Consider the following 22889-nt stretch of genomic DNA (forward strand, 5'->3'; position numbering starts at 1 on the left):
GCATTATCATGAAAAACGACATTCCCGTTCAACAACTGCGCTGGCAATTCTGGGTCGACCGTGGCGGCACCTTTACCGACATCGTGGCGCGCCGCCCCGATGGCAAGCTGGTGACGCACAAGCTGTTGTCCGAATGCCCCGAGCGCTATGACGACGCCGTCACCCAGGGCATGCGCGAGATGCTGGGGCTGAAAGCCGGCGAAGCGCTGCCGTTTGATCAGATCGAAGTGATCAAGATGGGCACCACGGTGGCCACCAACGCGCTGCTGGAGCGCAAGGGCGCGCGCACCGCGCTGGCCATCACGCGCGGTTTTGCCGACCAGCTGCGCATAGGCTACCAGGACCGGCCCGACATCTTCGCCATGCAGATCGTTTTGCCCGACTTGATCTACGAAGAAGTGATCGAAGTCGATGAACGCATGGGCGCGCATGGTCAAGTGCTGCAGGCGCTGGACGAAGCGCTGCTGCGCCGCCAGTTCGAGTCCTTGCGGCAGAAGGGTTTTGACGCGATTGCCATCGTGCTGATGCATGCCTACCGCTATCCGCTGCACGAACAGCGCGTGCAGGCGCTGGCGCTGGCCGCCGGTTTCACGCAGATTTCAGTGAGCCACCAGGTCAGCCCGCTGATGAAGATCGTCGGCCGTGGCGACACCACGGTGGTCGATGCTTACTTGTCGCCGGTGCTGCGCGATTATGTGTCCCGCGTGTCGGTCGATACGGGCGACGTGCGCCTGATGTTCATGCAATCGAATGGCGGCTTGACGGACGCCGGCCGCTTCCAGGGCAAGGATGCGATCCTGTCCGGCCCGGCCGGCGGCATCGTCGGCGCCGTCAAGAGCTGCGAGGCGATAGGCTTGCAGCAGGTGATCGGCTTCGACATGGGCGGCACCTCGACCGATGTCGCCCACTACGACGGCGCCTATGAACGCGTATTTGAAACCGTGGTGGCCGGCGTGCGGGTGCGCGCGCCCATGATGCATATCCATACGGTGGCGGCGGGCGGCGGCTCGATCTGCAGTTTTGAATATGGGCGCTTCAAGGTCGGCCCCGAATCGGCGGGCGCCAATCCTGGCCCTGCCAGCTATCGCAAGGGCGGCCCGCTGACCGTCACCGACTGCAACGTGATGCTGGGCCGTATCCAGCCCGAACACTTCCCGCATGTCTTCGGCCCGAACGGCGACCAGCCGCTGGACCGCGAAGTAGTGGTGCAGCAGTTCACCCAACTGGCACAGAAGATCGAGGCTGAAACCGGCACGCGTCTGTCGCCGTCGGCGGTGGCCGATGGTTTCCTCGCTGTCGCAGTGGACAATATGGCGCAGGCCATCAAGTCGATCTCGGTGGAGCGCGGTTATGACGTCAGCCGCTATGCCATGTGCTGCTTTGGCGGCGCTGGCGGCCAGCATGCCTGCCGCGTGGCCGATGTGCTGGGCATGAGCAAGATCGCCATCCACCCTTACGCCGGCGTGCTGTCCGCCTTCGGCATGGGTCTGGCGGACATTCGCGCCATGCGCGAAGGCGCGGTGGAACAGCTGCTGAACGCCGCCGCGCTGGATGCGCTGCAGCCGCAACTGGCGGCGCTGGAACAGCAGGCGGTAGCCGAATTGCTGGTCCAGCAGGTGGTCCGTGATGATATCCGCGTCGAACTGTGTGCGCGCCTGAAATACCAGGACAGCGATTCCGCCTTCGTGGTGGCGCTGGATGGCGAAGCGGCCATGGCTGACGCTTTTGCTTTGCTTTACCGCAGCCGCTTCGGCTTCGTGATGGAAGGCCAGCCGCTGGTGATTGAATCGATATCGGCGGAAGCCATAGGCGCTGGCGACGGCGCCGATTTCGAGATCTCCGTGCCGGATGGCGGCGCGCAGGTGGTCAATGCCCGCGTCGACAGCTATGTCGATGGCCAGACCGTGCCGATTGCGCTGCACGTGCGCTCTGAATTGCCGGTGGGCGCCTGCGTGCCCGGTCCGGCGTTGATACGCGAGGCGATAGCCACCACCGTGGTCGATGCCGGCTGGAGCGCGTCCGTGCTGCCGGACCATACCTTGCTGCTCGAGCGCGTGGTGGCGGCCGGCAGCGTGCACAAGACGACGACCGAAGTGCATCCGATACACCTGGAAATTTTTAACAATCTGTTCATGGCGATTGCGCGGCAGATGGGCACCACCCTGGAAAACACCGCTTATTCGGTGAATATGAAAGAGCGGCTGGATTTTTCCTGCGCGGTGTTCGACCGCGAAGGCAACCTGATTGCCAACGCGCCGCATATCCCCGTGCATCTGGGCTCGATGAGCGACAGCGTGCAGTGCGTGATACGCCAGCACGCAGCGACCATGGCGCGCGGCGACGCCTATGTGTTGAACGTGCCCTACAACGGCGGCACCCATTTGCCCGACATTACCGTGGTGTGCCCCGTGTATGGCAGTGCGGACCGGCCTTTGTTCTACGTGGCGGCGCGCGGCCACCATGGCGACGTGGGCGGCATCACGCCAGGCTCCATGCCGCCGAACAGCACCAGCATCCTGGAAGAGGGCGTCTTGCTCGATAACGTCAAGCTGGTCGACCGTGGTGTGTTCCTGGAAGCGCAGATGCGCACCCTGTTTGCCGCCGGCCCCTGGCCCAGCCGCAATATCGACCAGAACATCGCCGACCTGATCGCCCAGCTGGGCGCTTGCGAGACGGGCGCCAACGAATTGCTGAAAGCGGCCGCCACTTACGGCGAACAGGTGGTGCTGGCCTATATGCAGCACGTGCAGGACAACGCCGAACAGGCGGTGCGCAAGGCGATCCGCAAGCTGCAAGACGCCAGCTTCGCCTACGAAATGGACGATGGCGCCATGCTGCGGGTGCAACTGACCATCGACCGCGAAAACGGTGGCGCGGTGGTGGACTTCAGCGGCACCAGCGAGCAGCGGCCGACCAACTTCAATGCGCCGCTGTCGGTCTGCAAGGCGGCGGTGCTGTATGTGTTCCGCACCCTGATCGACAGCGACATTCCCATGAACGAGGGTGTGCTCAAGCCGCTCACCCTGATCGTGCCCGAAGGCTCGATGCTCAATCCCCGCTATCCGGCGGCGGTGGTGGCCGGTAACGTCGAAGTGTCGCAGTACGTCACCGATGCGCTGTATGGTGCGCTGGGCGTGATGGCCGCCTCGCAGGGCACCATGAACAACTTCACGTTTGGGAACGATGAACACCAGTACTACGAAACCATCGCCGGCGGTTCGGGGGCCGGCCCCGGCTTTGACGGTACGGCGGCCGTGCAGACGCATATGACCAACTCGCGCATGACCGACCCGGAAGTGCTGGAATGGCGCTTTCCGGTACTGGTGGAAACGCATGCGATTCGTCGCGGCAGCGGTGGCAGTGGCGCGCACAGCGGCGGCGACGGGGCGCTGCGCCGCATCCGCTTCCTCAAAGCGATGACGGCCAACATCCTGGCCGGCCACCGCCGCATCGCGCCGTTTGGCTTGCAAGGTGCGCAGCCGGGTGCGCTGGGCCGCAACTGGGTCGAGCGCAGCGACGGCACGCTGGAGACCTTTGGCGCCACCCACACGGCCGACATGCAGGCCGGCGACGTGTTTGCGATTGAAACGCCGGGAGGTGGAGGTTTCGGCGCCTGATGCACCCGATGTAGCAAGGGTGCGATGGCAGGGCTCCTGTCGCATCCCTCATTTCGAGCCTGTTCAACTGGGGATAACATAATGAAAAAAACAATGCTGGCGCTCGCTTTGAGCGCTTTGGCAGGGACGGCTGCTGCACAATCGAACGTCACGCTGTACGGCATCTTCGATATGGCGCTGGTGCGCGAGAGCGGTGGCCTTGCCACCACCAACAAGCTGACCAGCGGCGTGGAATCCGGTTCGCGCCTGGGTTTCAAGGGCAGCGAAGACCTGGGCGGCGGCACGTCAGCCATCTTCCTGCTGGAAAACGGCTTCCAGGGCGACACTGGCACGACCGGGCAGGGCGGCCTGCTGTTCGGCCGCCAGGCTTATGTGGGCTTGCAAAGCGATAGCGGCAGCGTGCTGCTGGGACGCCAGTACACGCCGCAATATCTGGCGGTGGCGGCAATCGACCCTTTCGGTTCCGGCACGGCAGGTGATAGCAAGAATCTGATGGCGACCACGGGCAACAGCGCCAGCCGCATGGACAATACGGTCAAGTATATCTCGCCGGTAGTCAATGGTTTCAGCGGAGAAGTCGTCTACGGCGCCGGTGAAGTGGCGGGCGACAACAGCGCCGGCCGCCAGCTGGGCGGCATGCTGAGCTATGCGGTAGGCAAGCTGACGGTGCGGCTGGCCAGCCATTATCGCAACAACGACACCGCCACCGTGAAGACCAGCAGCGCGCGCAATTCGGTGCTGACGGCGCTCTATGATTTCGGTACGTTCAAGGCGCATTTCGCGTATGGCGTCGACAAGGGCGTCAACAGCGCCTTGCCGCGCAACCTGGCCAATCCGTTTGGCTACGCGGTGGCGCCCACGCCATCGACCGACAGCAATGTGGTGCTGCTGGGCCTGACGGTGCCGCAGGGCCCCGGCGTCTGGCTGGCTTCTTATATCCGCAAGAACGACAAGACCAGCTTTAACCAGGACGCCCAGCAGTTCGCGGCCGGCTACCGCTACTACCTGTCCAAACGCACCGATCTGTATGGAGTGTATGCCTACATCCGCAACCAGAACGGCGCCGGCTACACGGTCGGCAGCTCCATCGAAGGCGGCACCGGCAACCGTGCACTCAATCTGGGGATACGGCATATATTTTAAAGATAGTCCGCGTCGTGGCCAATTGCAGGATGAGTGACATTGTGTGAACTTCCAGACGCATGTTTGCTTTCATAATGTCGCTCCCTTTGAGAGAGACTGCCATGACCGACTTCCTGCCAAACGAGTGCGATATTGTGATGGAAGGGGGAGTCACTTCCGGTGTGGTCTATCCCACCTTTGTCGCACGCTTGTCGCGCCGCTTCAGGCTGCGTTCCATCGGCGGCACCAGTGTCGGCGCGGTGGCCGCGATTGCGGCGGCAGCGGCGCAGTTCAGGCGCAACGGGACGGCATCGACCGATGGATTCGACCGGATGGAGCAGATTCCAGGCCAGTTGCAGGAAGCGGTGGCAGGCAAGAGCCGCCTTTTCTCGCTGTTTCAACCGTGTCCTGATTTACAGCGCCACTTTAGCGTCATGAGCGCCTCGCTCAATCGCGCCAATAAGTTCAACGCTTTTGTGTGCGCATCGGCGACATTGATCACGCGCTTTCCGCTTGGTGCCGTATTGGGCGCCCTGGTATGGGGTCTGTGCTTTTACACGAGCCATGCACTCATCAACGGCAGCGGGCTGATACCGCCTTCCCTGCTTGCCTTACTCTGGTTCGGCCTCAGTGTGCTTGGCTGTATTTGGAGTGGCGCCCTGGCCCAGATGGTACTGACTGCATGGACGGGCTTGCGCAAGAACCGCTGTGGTATTTGTTCGGGCATGCGTCAAACCAGCATCAGTCCGCCTGGATTGACAGAGTGGCTGCATGAACTGGTGCAAAACATTGCTGGTTTGCCGCTGGATGCACCGCTGACGTTCGGCTTGCTGAACGCGTCCGAGCCACCGATAGAGCTGGCTTTAATGACAACTGGATTGTCCGAGTTACGTGCTCACCGGCTACCGCACACCAGCCGTGACCTGGTATTTCGGGCCTCTGAATTCCGCCAGCTTTTCCCTGAACTTGTCGTCGACTGGATGATCAAACACTCGGAAGACACTTCTTATAGCGATCGAACCAGGAGATTGCTTACTGCCGCGGATACGGGCGGCGATCGCGATCATTATTTCTTGCCATCCGCCCAGAATCTGCCTGTACTGGTCGCTGCACGCATGAGTTTAAGTTTCCCCGTGCTATTGCAGGCGGTACCGTTGTTACGCATCCGCGAGGCAGGCATGGGATCAAATGAGAGCGCGCTGCGGCGCGTCTGGTTTGCAGACGGCGGCTTGACCAGCAATTTCCCTATCCATTTTTTCGATACCTTGCTACCGACCAGGCCAACCTTCGGGGTGACACTGAGCGATGACTTTGACCCCGCCGGAAAAATAGAGGAGAGAGTTGTATTGCCCGTGGCCAATAACCAGGGTGTTGCGCCTGCTTATCTGGAAGTTGAAGACCAGCAAGGCTGGCCATCGCCGCTGCGGCTGGCCCAGGCAATCTTCCTGACTATACGCACCTGGCGCGATCAAGCATTGAAGCGCACGCCTGGCTACCGTGATCGCGTGGTCCAGATTCACCATACAAAAAAAGAAGGTGGCTTGAATCTGGATATGCCCGGGGAATCGATAGCCTTGATGAGTGAAAGCGGCGCCATGGCTGCCGAGCGCATTATTGCGCGGTTTTTATGTGAAGACCCCCAGAAAAATGGCTGGTTGAACCATCGCTGGGTTCGTATGCGCAGCGCGGCCGGGGTCCTGCAGCAAGCATTCAAGCCAGTGCATGGCGCAATGACACAGCCAGCATTGTCACCGTCTTATCAGGCCTTGTGGTTAGCCGAAGGCAAGGCAGCGCAAGCCGCATACGTGCTGGACAAGAGCGAGCGGGAGCAGGGACGTTTGCTGTGGGAACAGATAATAGCAATGGGGCCGCATCTCTATGGCGTCAATTTGTCCGCGAGTGCTCCACGTCCTGAGCCGTCGCTGGTGATCTCGCCCAAGCAAAGCTGAGATAGAGCTACGCCACCCAGCGCGCCACCGACTGCGCCACCCATTCCCCTTGGTCCAGCGGCAAGTCGTGGCCCGCCTCGCGGTGGATCAGGCAATCGGCTTGCCAGGCCCGCGCCAGTTGCTGCGAGCAGCGGTGGTCGACCAGTTGGTCTTGCGCGCCGGTCATGATCAGCACCGGCATGGCCGGACGGCTGGCCGGAGCGCGGTAGCGGGCGGCCGATAGCAGTTGGCGCAAGGCATTCTTCTGGCTGACCGGGTATTGCTGCTGAAAACTGAGCCAGTCGGCCAGCAGGGGCGCGTTGCCGCTGGCGTGGCGGGCGCTGGTCAGGCGCAGTATCAGCGCCTCCTGGCTGCGTTTGCTGCCGAACAGCAATTGACCTAGCAGCGCCGGATAGTTTTGCCAGCGCAACCTTTGGTAAAACGGGTTGTAGGGGCGCATGCTGGTGTTGATCAGCACGCAGCGGACGATTTCCTGTGGGTAGCGGCTGGCCCACTCGACGGCCACCATGCCACCCAGCGACAATGCCAGCATATGGTAGGGCGGCTTGAGTTCCTGCGCTTGCAGATCTTGCCGCAGGAATTCGACCATTTCCCACACGCGGGTGGCGCTGTCCATGGCATGCCGCTGGCCGTTACCGGGCAGGTCGGGCGTGATGATGGCCGCATCGGGCAAGGCGTGCGCCAGTTGCGTCGGAAAGTTGCCCCAGTGGCGCCGTTCGCGCATCAGGCCGCGCAGCAAGATCCAGCTCGCCATCACTCGTACCACTGGGCCAGAGCGCGCCGGCGCTGGGCTTTGCGGGCCAGGCCTTCCGGCATCCAGCGGCCATGGCTGTTGGCGGCACGCATCAGGAAATCGAACCAGACCAGGTGGCGCCGCAGCACGCGCTGCAAGCGGTGGGTGGCGGTGGGGTTGAAGATGGCCACGCGGTTAAATAGCTGGCGCGGGTTTTTCTTGACCCACAGCCAGGAACCCATTTCCAGGGTCAGCGGCAGGAACACGCGCTCGCTGTGGCTGGTGCCGTTCAGGTAGAGATAATCCCACAGGTCGCCATGCGTGCGGTATTGCCGGCTTTGCGGCTCGAACACATAGTTATGGTTGGGGTAGCTTTCACTGAACAGCTCTTCCAGCGCGCCAATATCGGCCAGGTGGGGTATCGGCGTCTTGGTATGGGCATGTGGAAACCAGATACGGTCGCGCAAGCCGAAGCCCGAATGGCAATCGAGGGCGATGCTGAACTGGCGCGACAGCAATTCGCGCTCGACCAGTTCGCATACGGCGGCGCTTTCCTGTTCCATCACGGGATTACCCCGGTACCAGGGCAGGCGCCGGCTGTAGCGCTGGCCGCCCAGCATGAAGGGGACTTTTTCAAGTGCGCTCAAGGGCGCATTGCGCATCAGGTCCACCCCTTGCGGATTGCTGCGCGTGGCTTGCCACATGCCGCCCGGATTCACCAGCGGCATGAAGACCAGGCGCATCGATTCCAGTTGCTGGTGCAGGGTGCTATCCCAGCGCAAGCGCGCCAGTATGCTTTCAAGGAAGGCCAGGATCACTTGCGTGCCGATCCGTTCCAGGCCGTGGATGCCGCCAAAAAAGCCCAGCGCAGGCACGTCGGGGCTGGGATTGCCCAGCGCAATCGTGTGCACGGGAAATTGGCGCCCATCGATGGCGATAGTGCAGGGCGTGGCCACTTCCAGGTGTTTGCCGCCCTCATCGATGAGGCGTTTCAGCATGACCAGTTCGGGCAGATTCTTTTCGATCATGGAAGGTCGGAAAAGGAGAGGAAAGCTAGTGTAGCCGAATATTAATCCAGATCATGCATTCTTTAAGCGCGAACCTCGCAGCCTTTTATGGTGCCGCGAAACCGGGTACATGCCAGGGCATATGTTTTTCTTGCACGAACTGCTATATTGTTCAGACTTTATTTTAACGATGTGGGGGAATTGCATGAGGCGCAAGCTGTTGCTGGTGTTGGCGTACTTTGCGGTGAATATGGCGCAAGCCTCGCCATTGCCTGATTACCCGTTTATTTTCCAATCGGGCACGGCGAAAATGGAAGTGGCGCCTGATCTGGCCTTGATTGAGATAACCGTTTCCAGCCGCGCTAGCGACGCGGCAAAGGCGCTGGCGGTGGTCAATGCCAGCGTCGCCGGGATATTCCAGTTATTTGACAAGGCCAAACTACGGCAATCGGATATCACCTCATCCCAGATTAGCCGCACGCTGGAGTATGCAGGCAGGGAAAAGCGCGATACAGTCCCTTTGTATATCGTGAGCCGTAATGTGAGCGTGTGGGTCAGGGAGTTGGCTGCATGGGCGCCATTGATGTCGGACCTGGCAGGTATGAAAAATATCACCGAGCTGGAAACGTCGTTTCATAGTAGCGCCCGCAACACGCTGGAAGCCGAACTGGAATTGAAAGCGGCCGATGATGCAGCAGCCAAGGCATCGCGTATCGCCAAATCATTTGGCAGGAAGATCGCTTCCGTCATGGCCATCTCGGAAGCGCCATTCAATGCACTTGACCGTGCGCTGATGACTTCCAGGGATGGAGAATTTTCTCCACCTCCTTTCATTCCGCCAACCGGGATCTCGTCGGCGATACGGGCACCAGCGAACATCACCTTGCAAAAGAGCTTGAACGTCTTGTTCAAGCTGGAATAACGGTAGAGCAGCATGATGTCATGCTGCTACCATGTTGCATCAAGTTAGCTCCGTTCAGTCCTGGCCAGCCGCAGCGCATACTGGCGACAATGTTCGAGATAACTCGATTCGTGGCTGGCGATCAATTGCAGCACGCTGTTCCACAGCCAGCCGGGAATGGGATTGTCGGCGTTGCGGTCCATCTGCAATTGCTTGATCCACTGCATGCCGGTGCCCCAATCCATTTGCCGCGCATGCGCGCAACCGACCACATAGGCCAGGTAGCTGGCCGTGCTGGCTGCGTCTTCCACGCTCAGCTCGTCGATTTCCAGTTTCAAATCTTGCGGCAGCAATTCGCGCACGAAGATACCCTTGCCCAGGAAGCGCTGCGACAGCGTGCGTTCGCCTAGCGCCGGCGACAAGTGCCGCGCACCGGCCACTACGCGCTTGGCGTTGTCGCGCGGCATGCTGGCGTCGGGGTAATGTACGGACGTCGCCTGCACGGCTTCCTTGATATCGATCAAACAGTATTCGCCATCGCCCAGGCCCAGCAGCACCGCATAACGCAGCAAGCCCAGCGAACTGCAGCCTTTCACCCAGTAGGCGGCGTCGATCACTTCCAGCTTGGCCTTCTTGCTGCGCGATTTCAAACGCGTCACCAGCGAGCGCATGTCGGACGTGTCGCACAGCTCGGCGATGGCTTTCTTTTCTTCCTTGGAAATCGGCCAGAAATTGCGTCCCATGGGAATGATGGGGCGGGTTTCCAGGAAACGTTCCGCCGCCAGTTCCTTCCACGAGCGTTGCTCCGCACCACGCATGGCCGACTTGACGACGGCAGGGCGGGGCAGGGCCAGCTGCAATTCGCCGGGTAAAAACGCGAAGGCGTAGCCGTCCAGCATATGTTGCAGCATGCGCGCCGTCACCACGCCGGGCAGGGACGAACCGCGCGCGGCCGTCGCCAGCGACAGCGCCAGGCGCACCAGGTCGTGGGCAGGATTGCCGATCACACTCTGATCGAAGTCGCGGATCTGCATTTCCAGGCTGCCATCCAGGCCGGCCAGCGGTCCCAGGTTGCCCAGGTGACAGTCGCCGCAAATCCAGATCGGCGGGCCTTCCGGCAAGCTGTGGCCGGGCTGGGCTTGCAGCCATTCATAGTACTGGGCGGTATTGCCGCGCACATAAGCGTGCGGCGAACGCGCCATTTTTGCTTCGCGCCGGTCCAGCAGCAACTGTCGGCGCTGTTTCGGTGTCGGGAGTGTGGCCAAGGTGCGGTCCTTTCTGATGAGCTTGCCCCATACTATGCTTCTTCGCATGATTCTGTCGTGAAACACTTAACAGTGCGACAAGCCTATCCGTGCCAAGCTACATTTACTTCTTAATTTGGACATCAAACATGGACCTGAGCCAGCACGCCGCCGTCGTCAATTGCGAAGCCTATCGCGACGGCAAGAAGATCGAGCATTTCGACATCGACAAGGTGGCTGATTTCCTGGACGACAGCGCCTGCTTCGTCTGGATCGGCCTGGCCGCACCGGACGGGGCCGCCATGCAAGCCTTGCAAGCGGCGTTTGGCTTGCACGAACTTGCCGTGGAAGATGCAGAAGGCGCGCACGAGCGGCCCAAGCTGGAAGAGTACGGCGACACCCTGTTCATGGTGCTGCACACGGCCAGCCTGGAAAACGGCGCCATCGTCTACGGCGAAACGCACGTCTTCCTCGGCTGCCGCTTCATCATCACCGTGCGCCACGGCCCCTCGGCCGGTTACGCGAAACTGCGCGAGCGCAAGGAAAGCGTACCGGACAAACTGGCCAGCGGCCCCGGCTACGTGCTGTATTCCATCATCGACTTCATCGTCGACCAGTACCAGCCCTGCATCGACCATCTGCAAACCAAATTCCAGCAATACGAACAGCAGCTATTCCAGCCCAGCCTGTCCGAAGACAAGCTGCAAGACTTCTACCAGCTGAAAACGGAGTTGCTCAAACTGGACGCCGCCGTCAACCCCCTGCATGAAATCTGCACCCAGCTGATCCGCTTCCACGGCGACATCGTCCCCAAGGAAAACCGCCTCTACTACCGCGACATCCTCGACCACGTCAAACGCGTCACCCACACAGCGAGCCAGATGCGCGAAATGGTCAACTCCGCCATGCAGGTAGCGCTAGGCCAAATCTCGATCCGCCAGAACGAAGTGGTGAAACGCCTGGCCGGCTGGGGCGCCATCCTGGCCGTGCCCACCATGGTCTTCAGCCTGTACGGTATGAACTTTGAATTCATGCCGGAACTGAAGTGGCGGGGCAGTTATCCGGCGGTCATCGTGGGGATTATTGCGGGATGTTATTTCTTGCACCGCAGGTTGAAGCGGGATGGGTGGTTGTAGGGGTGGGTATGGTCCGGCCAACATGCATTCCAAGGCAGCAGTTGGCTGGCTCGAATTACGCTCTATGTCGTCTTTTTCCGAACAATCAACCGCTGCGTCCTTTTCCCCGACGATGCGCTGATCACGTCTTCCTCGAATATCACATCACATAGGCCGCCCGCCGGCAGGGTCACCAGTTCCCGCTCAAACGAGGAATAGAGCCGGCCAGACTTGTCGCGTAGCGACGCCTGTTCCGTGACGCGCCAGCTGAGGTAGAGCGTGCCGCCTGGGCGCAGCAAGGCGATCAGGGAGCTGATGGCCTCGCTGATACTGGCCGGTTCAAGATGCATGATCACGGTTTCGCACAGCACGTTCTGGTAGCTGCCGCGCTGCAGGCCGTCGAGTGCTGGCAGGCTGCCTTGCCGGAACGTGATGCCGGGATATGCCGCCCGCGCTTCATCGAGCAGTCCCTGCGAAACATCGACGCCGATAGCCTGGAAGCCATTGGCGACCAGCCAGGCGGTATCACGGCCGGCGCCGCAGCCGATGTCTGCCGTGAGTCCTGGCGTGAAGTATTGCTTCAATAACGCGTACATGTCGCTGGGCGCATCCTGTTCTAGCCAGTCGCGGGCATACGAGGCCGCTTGCTGGTCGTAGGCCGCTACTGTTTCTATATCCATGCAGATGCTCCTGTGAAGGTGGACTGTTCGTCTCAATGATTATCGCAGCTTTTCAGTCGGGAAATACGCATGCCAGATAGCTGGACTGGGCAGTTCTGCGCGGCATACAAGAATGCCTTGCTACACCTGAAATATCAATGCCTGCTGGCGCTACCGGTGATATAGCTGTGGCTGTGAGCGGAGACGAGTGCTCCGGGCCAGCGAAGAGGGGCGCGTATGCCAAAATACATAAGTGCTATCATGAAGGCATTCCAAGCGACTTCCGTGCGCTGGCAGCAAGGGGGCGACAACTGGTTTGATGTCGAGCTGACCTTCCCTCAAGGAATCGTCCAAATTGCAGCGGAGGTGGTGCTTGATCCGGGCTCTGGTACCCTGGCTTTGTTTGACATCGCTATCTATGCACAAGATGAAAAGAATTTTCGCATCGGCTCGGCAGGAAGTGCGCTGCGGGAGGCGATGAACGATTTGAAGAGCGTGGTGCAGGGGCAAGGATATTTCATCGTCAATATTACCGGTCAGCGTGTTGAGCATAGTTCATCTGCACGTCCCGGACATGATGTCGATATTCGTTTGTGAACGTGTGGGAGGTCGCTATGGTTACGTTTTCCTATGAACAACTATTGAGCAAGCTGAAAAGTCTGGACTGTACGCCAGACGAGGCACAGCGTCATCTGAAGCACATGCATGCTTCCATCGTGATGGCCATCAGGGTGACGCGTGCCGTTTATGGCATGTCCATGGGCGAAGCCAAGAAGATAGTGGACCGCCATCCCGTTTGGGTTGACGAGTCTGCTTTAGGGAATGAAATTCAAGAAAAAGCCATTGCAGCGGCAGCAGAGTTGTTGGCGCAGTGAGCAGATTGCCGCTTGAGCTCACCATGTTTTCCACTGCTTGAGCCAAAAGTCACATCGGGATGGGTGGCTACAACCCCTCGCTGCCTGTCCCCGTCACACTTCATTGCTGGCCGTTAGAACACATACCTCACCGTCCCCAGCAGATTCCTTGGCGCCCCAAACGTGATGTTGTTGAACACATCAAGCTGGTTGGCGTAATAACGCTTGTCGAACAGGTTATTCACGTTCACTTGCAGCGACAACTGGCGGCTGATGTCGTAGCGGGCCATCAGGCTGGCCACCGCGTAGGCATTCTGGCCTGCGTCGACCGGCTTGCCGGTGCCGGGGTTGGTGACGCTGGTGTAGCTGCGGCCTTCCCAGTTCACGCCGCCGCCGAGGGACAGTTTTTGCCAGGCGCCGGACAGGCGGTATTTGGTGTACAGCTTGAACAGCTTGTGCGGATACATGGTGTTGATGTCCTGGCCGCTGGCGTCCCTGGTGGTAAATTGCGTCCAGCTGATGCTGGCGTTCCAACCTGGCGCCAGGTCGCCGCTCACTTCCATTTCATAGCCTTTGGTGGTCGCGCCGGCTATCGTGATGTAGGCCTGCTCGCGCGTGTTGGGCACGAAGGTGGTGCCGTCGGCGATGGCGAAGTTATCCTGTTTGATATGGAATACGGCGAAGGAGGCATTGGCTTTGCCATCGAGCAGTTCGCCCTTGACGCCGGCTTCCGCACTCTTGCCCTTCAATGGCGCCACATACACGCCGCGACGGTCGCGGTAATCCTGCGGATCAAAGGTGTCTGTATAACTGGCGTACAGCGAGGTTTGCGGTCCCCAATCCCACACCAGGCCCGCATACGGCGTGACGACGCCCTGGTGGCGCTGGGAATAGGCGACGTCGGTCCACAGGGACTGGTCGCCGTCGCGGCGCCAGTTCGTGATGCGGGCGCCGGCGATCAGTTTCAGCAGGTCTGTCAGCTGCAGCCGGGTCACGCCATAGGCGCTGGTCTGTTTGGTGTGGGTGCTGCTGCCAACCTGCTGCGGGCCCCAGGCAGGTTCGGGATACGCGCCGGTCCAGGCGCGGAAGTCGCCGATGGGCGGCGTAAAACTGGCGTCGCTCGACAGCCAGCGCATGGTGTATTCGCCATGCAGCAGGCCCATGGCCAGTTCGTGCCGGCGTCCGAACAGGGTGAATGGCCCCGCAGCGGTCAGGTTGAGGTCGGTCTGGTGCTGGTCGGCGCCATAGCCGATCAAGAAGGCGTCCAGGCCCTGGCCCGTGTTCCGGTCCAGGCTGCCGCTGATCCAGTTCAGGTACTGGTCGCCTGTATTGCTGCGCCGCGTGGCCGTCGCCTGCCATTTCCAGCCATTCGCCAGCCGGTGTTCCAGGGTGGCGAAGATGCTGCGCTGCTGCGTGTCCCAGCGGTTCCAGCTGGCGGCCGTGGTGGCCGAGCGGTCCCAGTGGGTCAGGCCGCCATCCGTGTAAAAGATGGGCAGGCCGGACCATTGGTTGCCGCGATGGCGGTCGCGCTGCTCGCTGGCGCCCACGCTCAGGCGCGTGGCTGCATCGAGGTCTGCATCGACCACGGCGTAGAACAGCGCCGAGTTGCCCCGTTCCAGGCGGATGAAGCTATCGTGTTCTTCCGCACTGACCACCACGCGGCCGCGCACGGAGCCATCGTGGTTCAGCGGTGAACTGAGATCGACCACGCCGTCGTGGCGTCCCCAGGAACCCAGCCCCAGGCTGGCCGAACCGGTGAAAGTCTTGCTGTCCGCATGCTTGCGTATCAGGTTGATCGAGGCCGAGGGGCTGCCCGTGCCGTTCATCAGGCCGGTGGCGCCGCGCACGATTTCAACCCTGTCATAGATGGCCGTATCGGCCTTGGCTTCGCCCGCATCGTTGCCGGGCATGGGCACGCCGTCGATCTGCAGCTTGTCGATCTTGAAGCCGCGCGCCGAAAAGTAGCCGCGCACGCTATCGATTTCCTTGGCCGACACACCCGGTGCATTATTTGCCACGTCGAACACCGAGCGCAGTGCCTGGTCGTCCAGGCGTTCGCGCGTGATCAGCGACACCGATTGTGGCGTGTCGCGCAGCGACAGATTCAAGCCGGTGGCGGCCGTGCTGGCGCTGCTGGTGTAGGAGCTGCTGCCCTCGGTGCTGTTTTGCGCGCCAGCCGTGACGACGATGGGGGCCATGGTTTGCGGGTCTGTTGTGCTGCTCTGTGCCCGGGCGCCGCCAGCAGCAAACAGGCCGGCCAGCGCCAGGTGGATGGCCATGGCGCTGCGGCAGGGAGGAAAAGGAAATGAAATGGAAGGGGTGCGCATGTGATAGTAGTTTTTAATTGAGAATAGAAATCATTATCAATTCTAATGAGCGACTATTATTTATGCAATCGGCAATGGCGATCTGTCATCGCGGCACCTGCAAAGCGTCTACTTTTCCCAACGCATGGCCTCGATGGCGTTCACGATGACCGTCTCGTATTCGATAAAGAAATCGCTGTGCGACGCGTTATTGATGGTCAACAGCTTGCTGCCGGACAGGGCGGCGGCGATGCGCTGGCAGTCCGGGCCATGCATTTGCGGATAGATCCTCAGCCAGGCGCGCGCATCGGCAAGGTCGCGCGGGGTCGTTTGCGCTGTAATCCAGGGCATCATGTCGGGCAGGGTGGACGGTTGCGCCACGATCACCAGCGCCGGCGCGCGCACGGCGCGGTAGTCGGGCGAAAGTGTTTTGGCGCCGGTGGCCATGGCCGCCTCGATAGCCGGCGGCGTATTGGGCCGCACGCTGCCGTCGGGCAGTACATCGAGCGTATCGCGCCAGTACGCTTCCATCGCTGGCCACCAGTGCTTGTGGATGCGTTTGGCGTAGGCGATAGCAGCGCTCATCGACGCCAGGTCCGCCGCTTGCGGTTCAGGCGTATCCATGATGGGATTGTCTGGTATTTTCTCCCCCGTCCAGACGATATCGTGCGAATAATCGTAGGTGGTGTCGAGATACACGATGCCGCGCACGCGCTGCGGGTGGCTGCCCGCGAACAGGGTGACTTCGTTGCCGGCGATGGAATGGCCGGCCAGGATGATGCGATCAACTTTCAAGGCATCGAGCACGGCCAGCAAATCAGCTACCAGGGTGGCGGGCGCGTAGGTGGCATCGCTGGTGGGGGCGGGCTTGCCGGACTGCCCGTAGCCGCGCCGCGTGATGGCCAGCACCCTGTGGTTTTTGGTCAGCGCGGGCGCCAGGCTGTCGAAGGCGTGCGCATTGCCGCCCAGGCCGGCCAGCAGCACGATGACATCTTTATCGTCGCCTTCGCCAGAAGCCCAGTCGCGCACGTGCAGGCTAACGCCGGCGCCCACGGCAATCTGGCGGTCGATAACAACGGTGTTGCGTAGCCTGCCGCCACAGGCCGTCAGCGCTGCCAGCGCGCCCATGCTCAATATCAAACGCCTGCGGATATGGCCATGCTTGTTCATCCAGGAGTCCTCCAGAATAGGGTGTGAGTCCAGTATCGGCAGCGCACATGAAGGTGGCATGAGGTGTAAATGAAGGCCGCCTGAAGGTAAAACAAAGACTTTGACACTTATTCCATATTTGGATAAAATATCTTAATGAAAAAATCAAAAGTCGATACCGGTCCGGTACGCAGCGCAGAACAGGCGCTGCTGCTCGAGCAAATCAAGCAGGTGGCCGAGGGCCTGGCGAAGACCTTTGCGCCATTTTGCGAAGTGGTCGTGCATGATTTGCTCGAACCCCAGCATTCGGTGCTGGCCATCCATAACAATCTGTCGGGCCGCGAAGTAGGGCAGCCGACCACGGAACTGGGGCTGGCGCGCATACTCGACCCGGCTTTTCCGCAGGTGGTGGCCAACTATCCCAATAAATTTGCCGACGGCCGGCAAGCCAAGAGCACCTCGATTGGCATCAAGGATGGTGACGGTAACTACATCGCCGCGCTGTGCATGAATCTGGACCTGACCCTGTTCCAGGGTTTTCAAAGCGCCATCGGCCAGTTCGTCGCCATCGATAGCGACAACGCGCCGAAGGAAACCCTGGACCCGGCAGGCGCCGACGCGCTGCGCGCGCGGATCGACCAGTTTGCGGCACGCCTGGCCGCCACGCCGCGCACCCTGAAAACGCCAGCCCGCAAAGCGCTGCTGGTGGAATTGCGTGTAGCAGGCTTGCTCGATGTGCGCCGTGCCATGGAAATCATCGCCGAACACCTGGGCGTGTCACGCGCCGCTGTCTATACCTACGCCAAATCATGACAAATACACCCCACACCGATACCCACGCTGCACGTTTGCTGCTGCTGAACGCCGCCGCCGTCGCCACCCATTTGCAGCCGGATGCCGTGCTGGCTGCCGTGCGCGAGGCTTTCGTGCTGCATAGCCGCGAACAGGGCCGCATCTTTCCCGTGATCCGCGAGGCGCTGGCCACGGGTGGCACCTTCGGCATCAAGGCGGGCGATGTGCCGGCCGAGAATGTGCTGGGTTTCAAGGCGGCCGGCTTCTGGCCCGGCAACCGCGCGCTGGGCGCCGAACCGCACCAGGCCACCATCATGCTGCTCGATCCCGCCACCGGGCGGCCTGTCTGCATCATCGACGGCAATGCGATCACCACCGCCCGCACCGGTGCGGCCGGCGCGCTGGGCTTGCAGCTGCTGGCGCGTCCCGACAGCGAAACGGTGTGCGTATTCGGCACCGGCGTGCAGGCGCGGGTGCAGGTGGACTATGCGCTGCGCGTGCTGCCGCAGCTGCGGCAAATACGCTATGTCAGTTCTTCGCGCCAGCCCAATCCGGCGTTCGAGGCGTTTTTTGCCGGCCGTATCGCCATTGAATATTCTGTGGATGCGGATGATGCCGTGGCGCACAGCAACGTGGTGATCACGGCCACGCCGGCGCGCGCGCCGCTGTTTTCAGCCAGCGCCGTGCAGCCTGGCACCCATATCAATTGCGTGGGCGCCGATACGCGCGGCAAGCGCGAACTGCCGGCCGGCTTGCTGGAACGCGCTCGCCTGGTGGTTGACGACACGACGCAGGCGCGCCAGATCGGTGAGCTGCAATGGGCGCCCGGGCTGCCGTGCATGACGCTTGGCGACGTACTCGATGGCAAGCAGCCATGGCAGCGCGCAGCGCACGACATCACGGTGCTGGACTTGACTGGCCTGGCCCTGCAAGACTTGACGGTCGCCCGTTTGATACACCAGCAGGCGCTGGCGGCCGATGGTGGAACTGGCAGCGGCATCGATATTTCCTGGCCCTGGTAAGGCCAGCTTCCGATTGTTTTTATTGAAAAGCGAGACCCCATGCAGACCCTGACTCTCCCTACTTATGCCGATGTCGCGGCCGCCGCCGAACGCATCGCCGGCCATGCCCACAAGACACCCGTCATCACTTCGCGTACCGTGAACGAAGAATTCGGCGCCGAAGTGTTTTTCAAATGTGAAAACCTGCAGCGCATGGGCGCCTTTAAATTCCGTGGTGCCTATAACGCCTTGTCGCAGTTCGACGAACAGCAGCGCCGCGCCGGCGTGGTGGCTTTTTCGTCGGGCAACCATGCGCAGGCGATTGCGCTGTCAGCGCAATTGCTGGGCATCCCGGCCACCATCATCATGCCGGAAGATGCACCGGCTGCGAAAATCGCCGCCACGCGCGGCTACGGCGGCAACGTGGTGCTGTATGACCGCTACACGCAAGACCGCGAACAGATAGGCCGCGAGCTGGCGGAAAAACAGGGCATGACCCTGATTCCACCGTACGACCACCCGGACGTGATCGCCGGCCAGGGCACGGCGGCCAAGGAACTGTTTGAAGAAGTCGGGCCGCTGGACGTGCTGTTCGTCTGCCTGGGCGGCGGCGGCCTGTTGGCTGGCTCTGCTCTGGCCACGCGCGCGCTTGCGCCTGACTGCAAGCTGTATGGCGTGGAGCCGGAAGCGGGCAACGACGGCCAGCAATCGTTCCGCTCGGGCCAGATCGTGCACATCGATACGCCGAAAACCATCGCCGATGGCGCGCAGACCCAGCACCTGGGCAATTACACCTTCCCCATCATCCAGCGCGATGTGGACGATGTGCTGACGGTCAGCGACGCGCAGCTGGTCGAGCGCATGGGCTTTGCCGCCTCGCGCATGAAGCTGGTGATCGAGCCGACTGGCTGCCTGGGTTTTGCGGCCGCGCTGCAAATGAAGGAAGAACTGCGCGGCAAGCGCGTGGGCATCATCATCAGCGGCGGGAATGTGGACATGCAGCGTTTTTGCGAGCTGCTCAGCGCTGCCTGAGTCTGAAGGGGATGGAGAACCTGGCGACCAGATGATCGCCAGGCTTGCTACTCACTTATCGATCTACTTATGCAGCAGCGAACGCTTGCGCGCGTAGCCGAAGTAAATCACCAGGCCGATCAGCAGCCAGACGCCAAAGGCGATCCAGGTGACCAGGCTCAGGTAGCTCATCAGCATGACGCAGAAGATCACGGCCAGGGCGGGCACTACCGGCACGCCTGGGCAGCGGAAGGCGCGCGGCAGGTCGGGGCGGGTCTTGCGCAGCACCAGTACGGCGATGGCGACCAGGGTGAAGGCGGCCAGGGTGCCGATGTTGATCAGCTCGGCAAGGATGTTGAGCGGGATCACGGCGGCGATCAGGCCAAACACGATGCCCACCATCCAGGTAGCGAAGAACGGCGTGCGGAAGCGCGGGTGCACGGTCGACAGGCGCTTGGGCAGCAAGCCATCGCGCGACATGGCGAAAATGATGCGAGTCTGGCCGAAAGCCATCACCAGGATCACGGTGGTCATGCCCAGGATGGCGCCCAGGTCGACGAAGAGGGCGATCCAGTTTTCACCGGCGTATTGCAAGGCCAGCGACACCGGGTGGTCAACGCCGAGGAATTTTTGGTAGGGCACGATGCCCGTCATGATGGCCGAGACGACGACATACAGGATGGCGCACACGGCCAGCGAGCCGATGATGCCGATCGGCAGGTCGCGCGACGGTTTCTTGACTTCTTCGGCGGCCGAGGTCACGGCGTCGAAACCGATGAAGGCAAAGAACACCAGCGCCGCAGCGCTCAGCATGCCGTGGTAGCCGAACGGCATGTAAGGCTGCCAGTTGGCGGGCTGCACATGGCGCGCGCCGAAGATGATGAACAGCAGCACCACGCCGATCTTGATGGCCACCATGACGTTGTTCAGGCGGGCCGATTCGCGCACGCCCCAGCCCAGCATGGCCGTCAGGGCCAGCATGATGCACAGCGCCGGCAGGTTGATCCAGGTCGTTACGCCAGGCAGCGCGCCGGGCGCGGCTGTCAGTTCGACAGGCAGGATGATGCCGATGCCCGATAACAAGGACTGGAAGTAGCCGGACCAGCCCACGCAGACGGCGGCTGCCGCCAGGCCGTATTCGAGCAGCAAGTCCCAGCCTATCATCCAGGCGGCCAGTTCGCCCATGGTGGCGTAGGTGTAGGTATAGATGGAGCCGGCCACCGGCACGGTGGAAGCGAATTCTGCGTAGCACAGGGCCGCAAAGCAGCAGGCCACGGCGGCGACCACAAACGACAGCGACAGCGCGGGGCCGGCCGTCAGTGCGCCAGTACCGGTCAGCACGAAAATACCGGTGCCAACGATTGCGCCTATGCCCATCAGTACCAGGTCGAACGGCCCCAGTACTTTTGCCAGCCCACCCGGTTTCTTGCTGTGGGCAATCATGTCATCCAAATTCTTGGTTCTAAATAAGCTCACTGTCTCTCCTGATTCCTGCTGTTGTAGTTTTATGCGTCGTCGTTCCTGCCTTGTGGGCTGCGCGGCGCTGCCTGATTCTAGCCCAGCGCGCCATCATTCTAGAAGTAAATCTGTGGCTGGCGCGATACGGTATGTCACGTAGCGTGGTGTCAAACATGAAAAGTGTCATGAATCACCACGATTTCCGCTTGGCGAGCTCATGCTTTTGGATTCCTTGCCGTAATAGCAGGGTAGGCAGTGGCATGGCTATTTGTCGCCATGTTATTGCAAATAAATTAATGTGATGCAAATATTATTCATGAAAACATACCTTATTGGAAAGGCAGGGCGATGACTGCTATCTCCGCACTCTCCAGCTGGAATACCACGTCCGCGCCGTCGTCCGGACTGGCTTCCAGCGCCAACCGGACGGATGCCTTCACGTCTTCTTCCTCTTTGGCGGGTTCGCCATCGACCATCGTTGCACTGAGCAAGGATGCCGATGGCCCCGTGATGGTGCCGTCGCCACCGGCGTGGGAGCGCGCACCGAGCGACGCTGTCAGCCGTGTCCTGTCGAAAAACATGAGCGCGTATGGCAGCGCGGGGCGCTTCAGCGGCCTGGGCGCTGCGCTGATGAGTCAATTCCAGGCGGGCGTGAGCAATTATTCGCAATCGGCGCAGCAATCGGCGCCGCGCGTGCAGGGCGCCACCTATGCAGGGATCACGGCGATTCCGCCCGGCGGCTTGCATGGCAACGGCGAAGACCAGATGACGCTCAGCATCACCACCAAGAGCGGCGTGGAAGTCAAGCTGTCGCTCGATAGCCAGGGCGATGGCCTGGCGGTGCAGATGACGAGCAGCGGTGAGCTCAGCGATGAAGAGTCGAAGGCGCTGGCCGGCTTGTCGGATGCCTTCCAGAAAGCCATCGATGGCATGACACAGAGCACGCCCAAGCTCAATCTGGGCGGCTTGATGCAGTACGACCAGAATGTGCTGTCGTCCGTGAACCTGCACGCCCAGGTCAAGCTGCGGGGCGGCCAGGAAGGCGTGCAGACGCTCGATTTTCAGGCCGATGGCACGCAAAGAAAGATCAGCTTCAGCGGCGCGGCCGGTAATGTGGACGTGAAGGTCGACCCCGGCAAGGCAGTCGCGCTGGGCGGCAAGGACCAGCAGACCAAGGCCATGGCCAGCTACATGAAGCAGTTTGACCAGGCGGCCACGCGCGGCCATGGCGACGCCAATCTGATGGGCATGTTCAAGGATGCGTTCACTGCATTGCACAGCAATACCAGCGCGCCAAAACCGGATTCCGCCTCCGCTACATCGGATAGCAAATGGCGGCTGTCGCCAGGCGACAAGTCCATCCTGACGGGGCTGGCGGACTTCAGCGCCTCGGTATCGCAAACGGTGGCATACAGCAATCCCATGCGCTCCTCGGAAAAAGACACCTTTAATTATGAGGTGGCACAAAACACCAGCTTGTCCGGTAACCAGGACAACCGTTCGATCCGCCAGGAGCAGACCTCGAAGCTGAGCGCCAGCTACCACGAATCGCTGGTGCCGAATGTGCCACTCAAGCTGACCACCGATTCGGCATCGCAGAACTACACCTTCCACCAGATCGAGGATACGGCCAGCAGCGTGGCGCAAGTGGGCTACAAGGATGGCAAACTGGTGCGCGCCAGCCTGCAGCAATCGTCGAACCAGTCGGCCCAGGTCTTGAAATACTTCCTGGGCAAGCTGGAGTCGGACAAGACCACGCCAGGCGGCGGTTCTGTCCAGCGCGACCTGATGCCGATACTGGGACCATACAGGACGGGCGAGGTGGGCTTGAACGACGAGCAGAAAGACCAGCGGCGCCAGCAGGCATTACTGAACCTGGGTGACGATGTGCTCTTGCAGTCTTATCCCGGGCAAGTGATCACCATGTAAAAAACGGCCCGGCTTCTGGTGAAGACGGGCCGTTTTTTATGT

Annotated in this window: 18 protein-coding genes; 11 read left to right on the plus strand and 7 right to left on the minus strand. The window is 61.1% G+C overall.

Annotated elements, in window-relative coordinates; all coding sequences use genetic code 11:
- Positions 1-8: 8 nt before the first annotated feature.
- The 3 genes from HDE72_RS18945 to HDE72_RS18955 all read left to right on the plus strand — a co-directional run bounded on the left by HDE72_RS18945 (position 9) and on the right by HDE72_RS18955 (position 6688).
- A complete protein-coding gene (locus HDE72_RS18945; protein WP_183743820.1) occupies positions 9-3617 on the plus strand; it encodes a hydantoinase B/oxoprolinase family protein in 3609 nt (1202 codons plus the stop codon).
- An 81-nt stretch (positions 3618-3698) separates the two neighbouring features.
- The gene (locus tag HDE72_RS18950; RefSeq protein WP_183743822.1) at positions 3699-4760 is read left to right on the plus strand and encodes a porin; all 1062 of its coding nucleotides are present in this window, start codon (positions 3699-3701) and stop codon (positions 4758-4760) included.
- Positions 4761-4861: 101 nt separating this feature from the next.
- Positions 4862-6688 (plus strand): patatin-like phospholipase domain-containing protein, encoded by a 1827-nt coding sequence (locus HDE72_RS18955; RefSeq protein WP_183743824.1) that lies wholly within the window; start codon positions 4862-4864, stop codon positions 6686-6688.
- Between the two features lie 7 nt (positions 6689-6695).
- Here the strand turns inward: HDE72_RS18955 and HDE72_RS18960 are convergent, their stop codons facing one another.
- Both HDE72_RS18960 and HDE72_RS18965 read right to left on the minus strand, forming a co-directional pair.
- Positions 6696-7442, minus strand: coding sequence for an alpha/beta fold hydrolase (locus HDE72_RS18960; protein WP_183743826.1), 747 nt, complete (start codon positions 7440-7442; stop codon positions 6696-6698).
- The gene (locus HDE72_RS18965) at positions 7442-8449 is read right to left on the minus strand and encodes a M14 family zinc carboxypeptidase (RefSeq protein WP_183743828.1); all 1008 of its coding nucleotides are present in this window, start codon (positions 8447-8449) and stop codon (positions 7442-7444) included. Before HDE72_RS18965 ends, HDE72_RS18960 begins: the two co-directional genes overlap by 1 nt.
- Positions 8450-8570: 121 nt before the next feature.
- Between HDE72_RS18965 and HDE72_RS18970 the strand changes: the two genes are divergently transcribed.
- Positions 8571-9350, plus strand: coding sequence for an SIMPL domain-containing protein (locus tag HDE72_RS18970; RefSeq protein ID WP_183743830.1), 780 nt, complete (start codon positions 8571-8573; stop codon positions 9348-9350).
- Between the two features lie 44 nt (positions 9351-9394).
- Here the strand turns inward: HDE72_RS18970 and HDE72_RS18975 are convergent, their stop codons facing one another.
- On the minus strand, positions 9395-10594 hold the full coding sequence (locus HDE72_RS18975; protein ID WP_260176802.1) for a DUF2252 domain-containing protein: 1200 nt from the start codon (positions 10592-10594) through the stop codon (positions 9395-9397).
- A gap of 128 nt (positions 10595-10722) precedes the next feature.
- On the opposite strand from HDE72_RS18975, the gene HDE72_RS18980 reads away from it, so the two are divergent.
- Positions 10723-11709: a magnesium and cobalt transport protein CorA gene (locus HDE72_RS18980; RefSeq protein ID WP_183743834.1), complete on the plus strand. Its 987-nt coding sequence runs from the start codon at positions 10723-10725 to the stop codon at positions 11707-11709.
- Positions 11710-11771: 62 nt separating this feature from the next.
- On the opposite strand, the gene HDE72_RS18985 is transcribed toward HDE72_RS18980, so the two are convergent.
- On the minus strand, positions 11772-12368 hold the full coding sequence (locus tag HDE72_RS18985; protein WP_183743836.1) for a class I SAM-dependent methyltransferase: 597 nt from the start codon (positions 12366-12368) through the stop codon (positions 11772-11774).
- 240 nt (positions 12369-12608) lie between these two features.
- On the opposite strand from HDE72_RS18985, the gene HDE72_RS18990 reads away from it, so the two are divergent.
- Entirely contained in the window at positions 12609-12944 is a 336-nt protein-coding gene (locus HDE72_RS18990; RefSeq protein WP_183743838.1) for a hypothetical protein, read from the plus strand.
- Positions 12945-12961: 17 nt separating this feature from the next.
- Positions 12962-13222: a hypothetical protein gene (locus HDE72_RS18995; protein WP_183743839.1), complete on the plus strand. Its 261-nt coding sequence runs from the start codon at positions 12962-12964 to the stop codon at positions 13220-13222.
- A 113-nt stretch (positions 13223-13335) separates the two neighbouring features.
- On the opposite strand, the gene HDE72_RS19000 is transcribed toward HDE72_RS18995, so the two are convergent.
- Both HDE72_RS19000 and HDE72_RS19005 read right to left on the minus strand, forming a co-directional pair.
- Positions 13336-15480, minus strand: a complete 2145-nt coding sequence (locus HDE72_RS19000; protein WP_183743841.1) for a TonB-dependent siderophore receptor — start codon at positions 15478-15480, stop codon at positions 13336-13338.
- A gap of 156 nt (positions 15481-15636) precedes the next feature.
- The gene (locus tag HDE72_RS19005) at positions 15637-16677 is read right to left on the minus strand and encodes an alpha/beta hydrolase (protein ID WP_183743843.1); all 1041 of its coding nucleotides are present in this window, start codon (positions 16675-16677) and stop codon (positions 15637-15639) included.
- Positions 16678-16812: 135 nt separating this feature from the next.
- On the opposite strand from HDE72_RS19005, the gene HDE72_RS19010 reads away from it, so the two are divergent.
- The 3 genes from HDE72_RS19010 to HDE72_RS19020 are packed head-to-tail and all read left to right on the plus strand — an operon-like array spanning position 16813 to position 19481.
- Complete coding sequence (locus HDE72_RS19010; RefSeq protein WP_183743845.1) at positions 16813-17469, plus strand: helix-turn-helix transcriptional regulator; 657 nt, start codon at positions 16813-16815, stop codon at positions 17467-17469.
- Positions 17466-18470, plus strand: coding sequence for an ornithine cyclodeaminase family protein (locus HDE72_RS19015; protein ID WP_183743847.1), 1005 nt, complete (start codon positions 17466-17468; stop codon positions 18468-18470). The genes HDE72_RS19010 and HDE72_RS19015 overlap by 4 nt, the downstream gene beginning before the upstream one ends.
- Positions 18471-18509: 39 nt before the next feature.
- Positions 18510-19481 (plus strand): threo-3-hydroxy-L-aspartate ammonia-lyase, encoded by a 972-nt coding sequence (locus HDE72_RS19020; protein WP_183743849.1) that lies wholly within the window; start codon positions 18510-18512, stop codon positions 19479-19481.
- 63 nt (positions 19482-19544) lie between these two features.
- Here the strand turns inward: HDE72_RS19020 and HDE72_RS19025 are convergent, their stop codons facing one another.
- Positions 19545-20936, minus strand: coding sequence for an amino acid permease (locus tag HDE72_RS19025; protein WP_311735254.1), 1392 nt, complete (start codon positions 20934-20936; stop codon positions 19545-19547).
- Positions 20937-21266: 330 nt separating this feature from the next.
- Between HDE72_RS19025 and HDE72_RS19030 the strand changes: the two genes are divergently transcribed.
- Positions 21267-22847: a hypothetical protein gene (locus HDE72_RS19030; RefSeq protein WP_183743851.1), complete on the plus strand. Its 1581-nt coding sequence runs from the start codon at positions 21267-21269 to the stop codon at positions 22845-22847.
- The last annotated feature ends 42 nt before the right edge of the window (positions 22848-22889 follow it).

Origin of the sequence: Janthinobacterium saanense (genome assembly GCF_014200675.1) — a bacterium.
GTDB lineage: Bacteria > Pseudomonadota > Gammaproteobacteria > Burkholderiales > Burkholderiaceae_D > Janthinobacterium.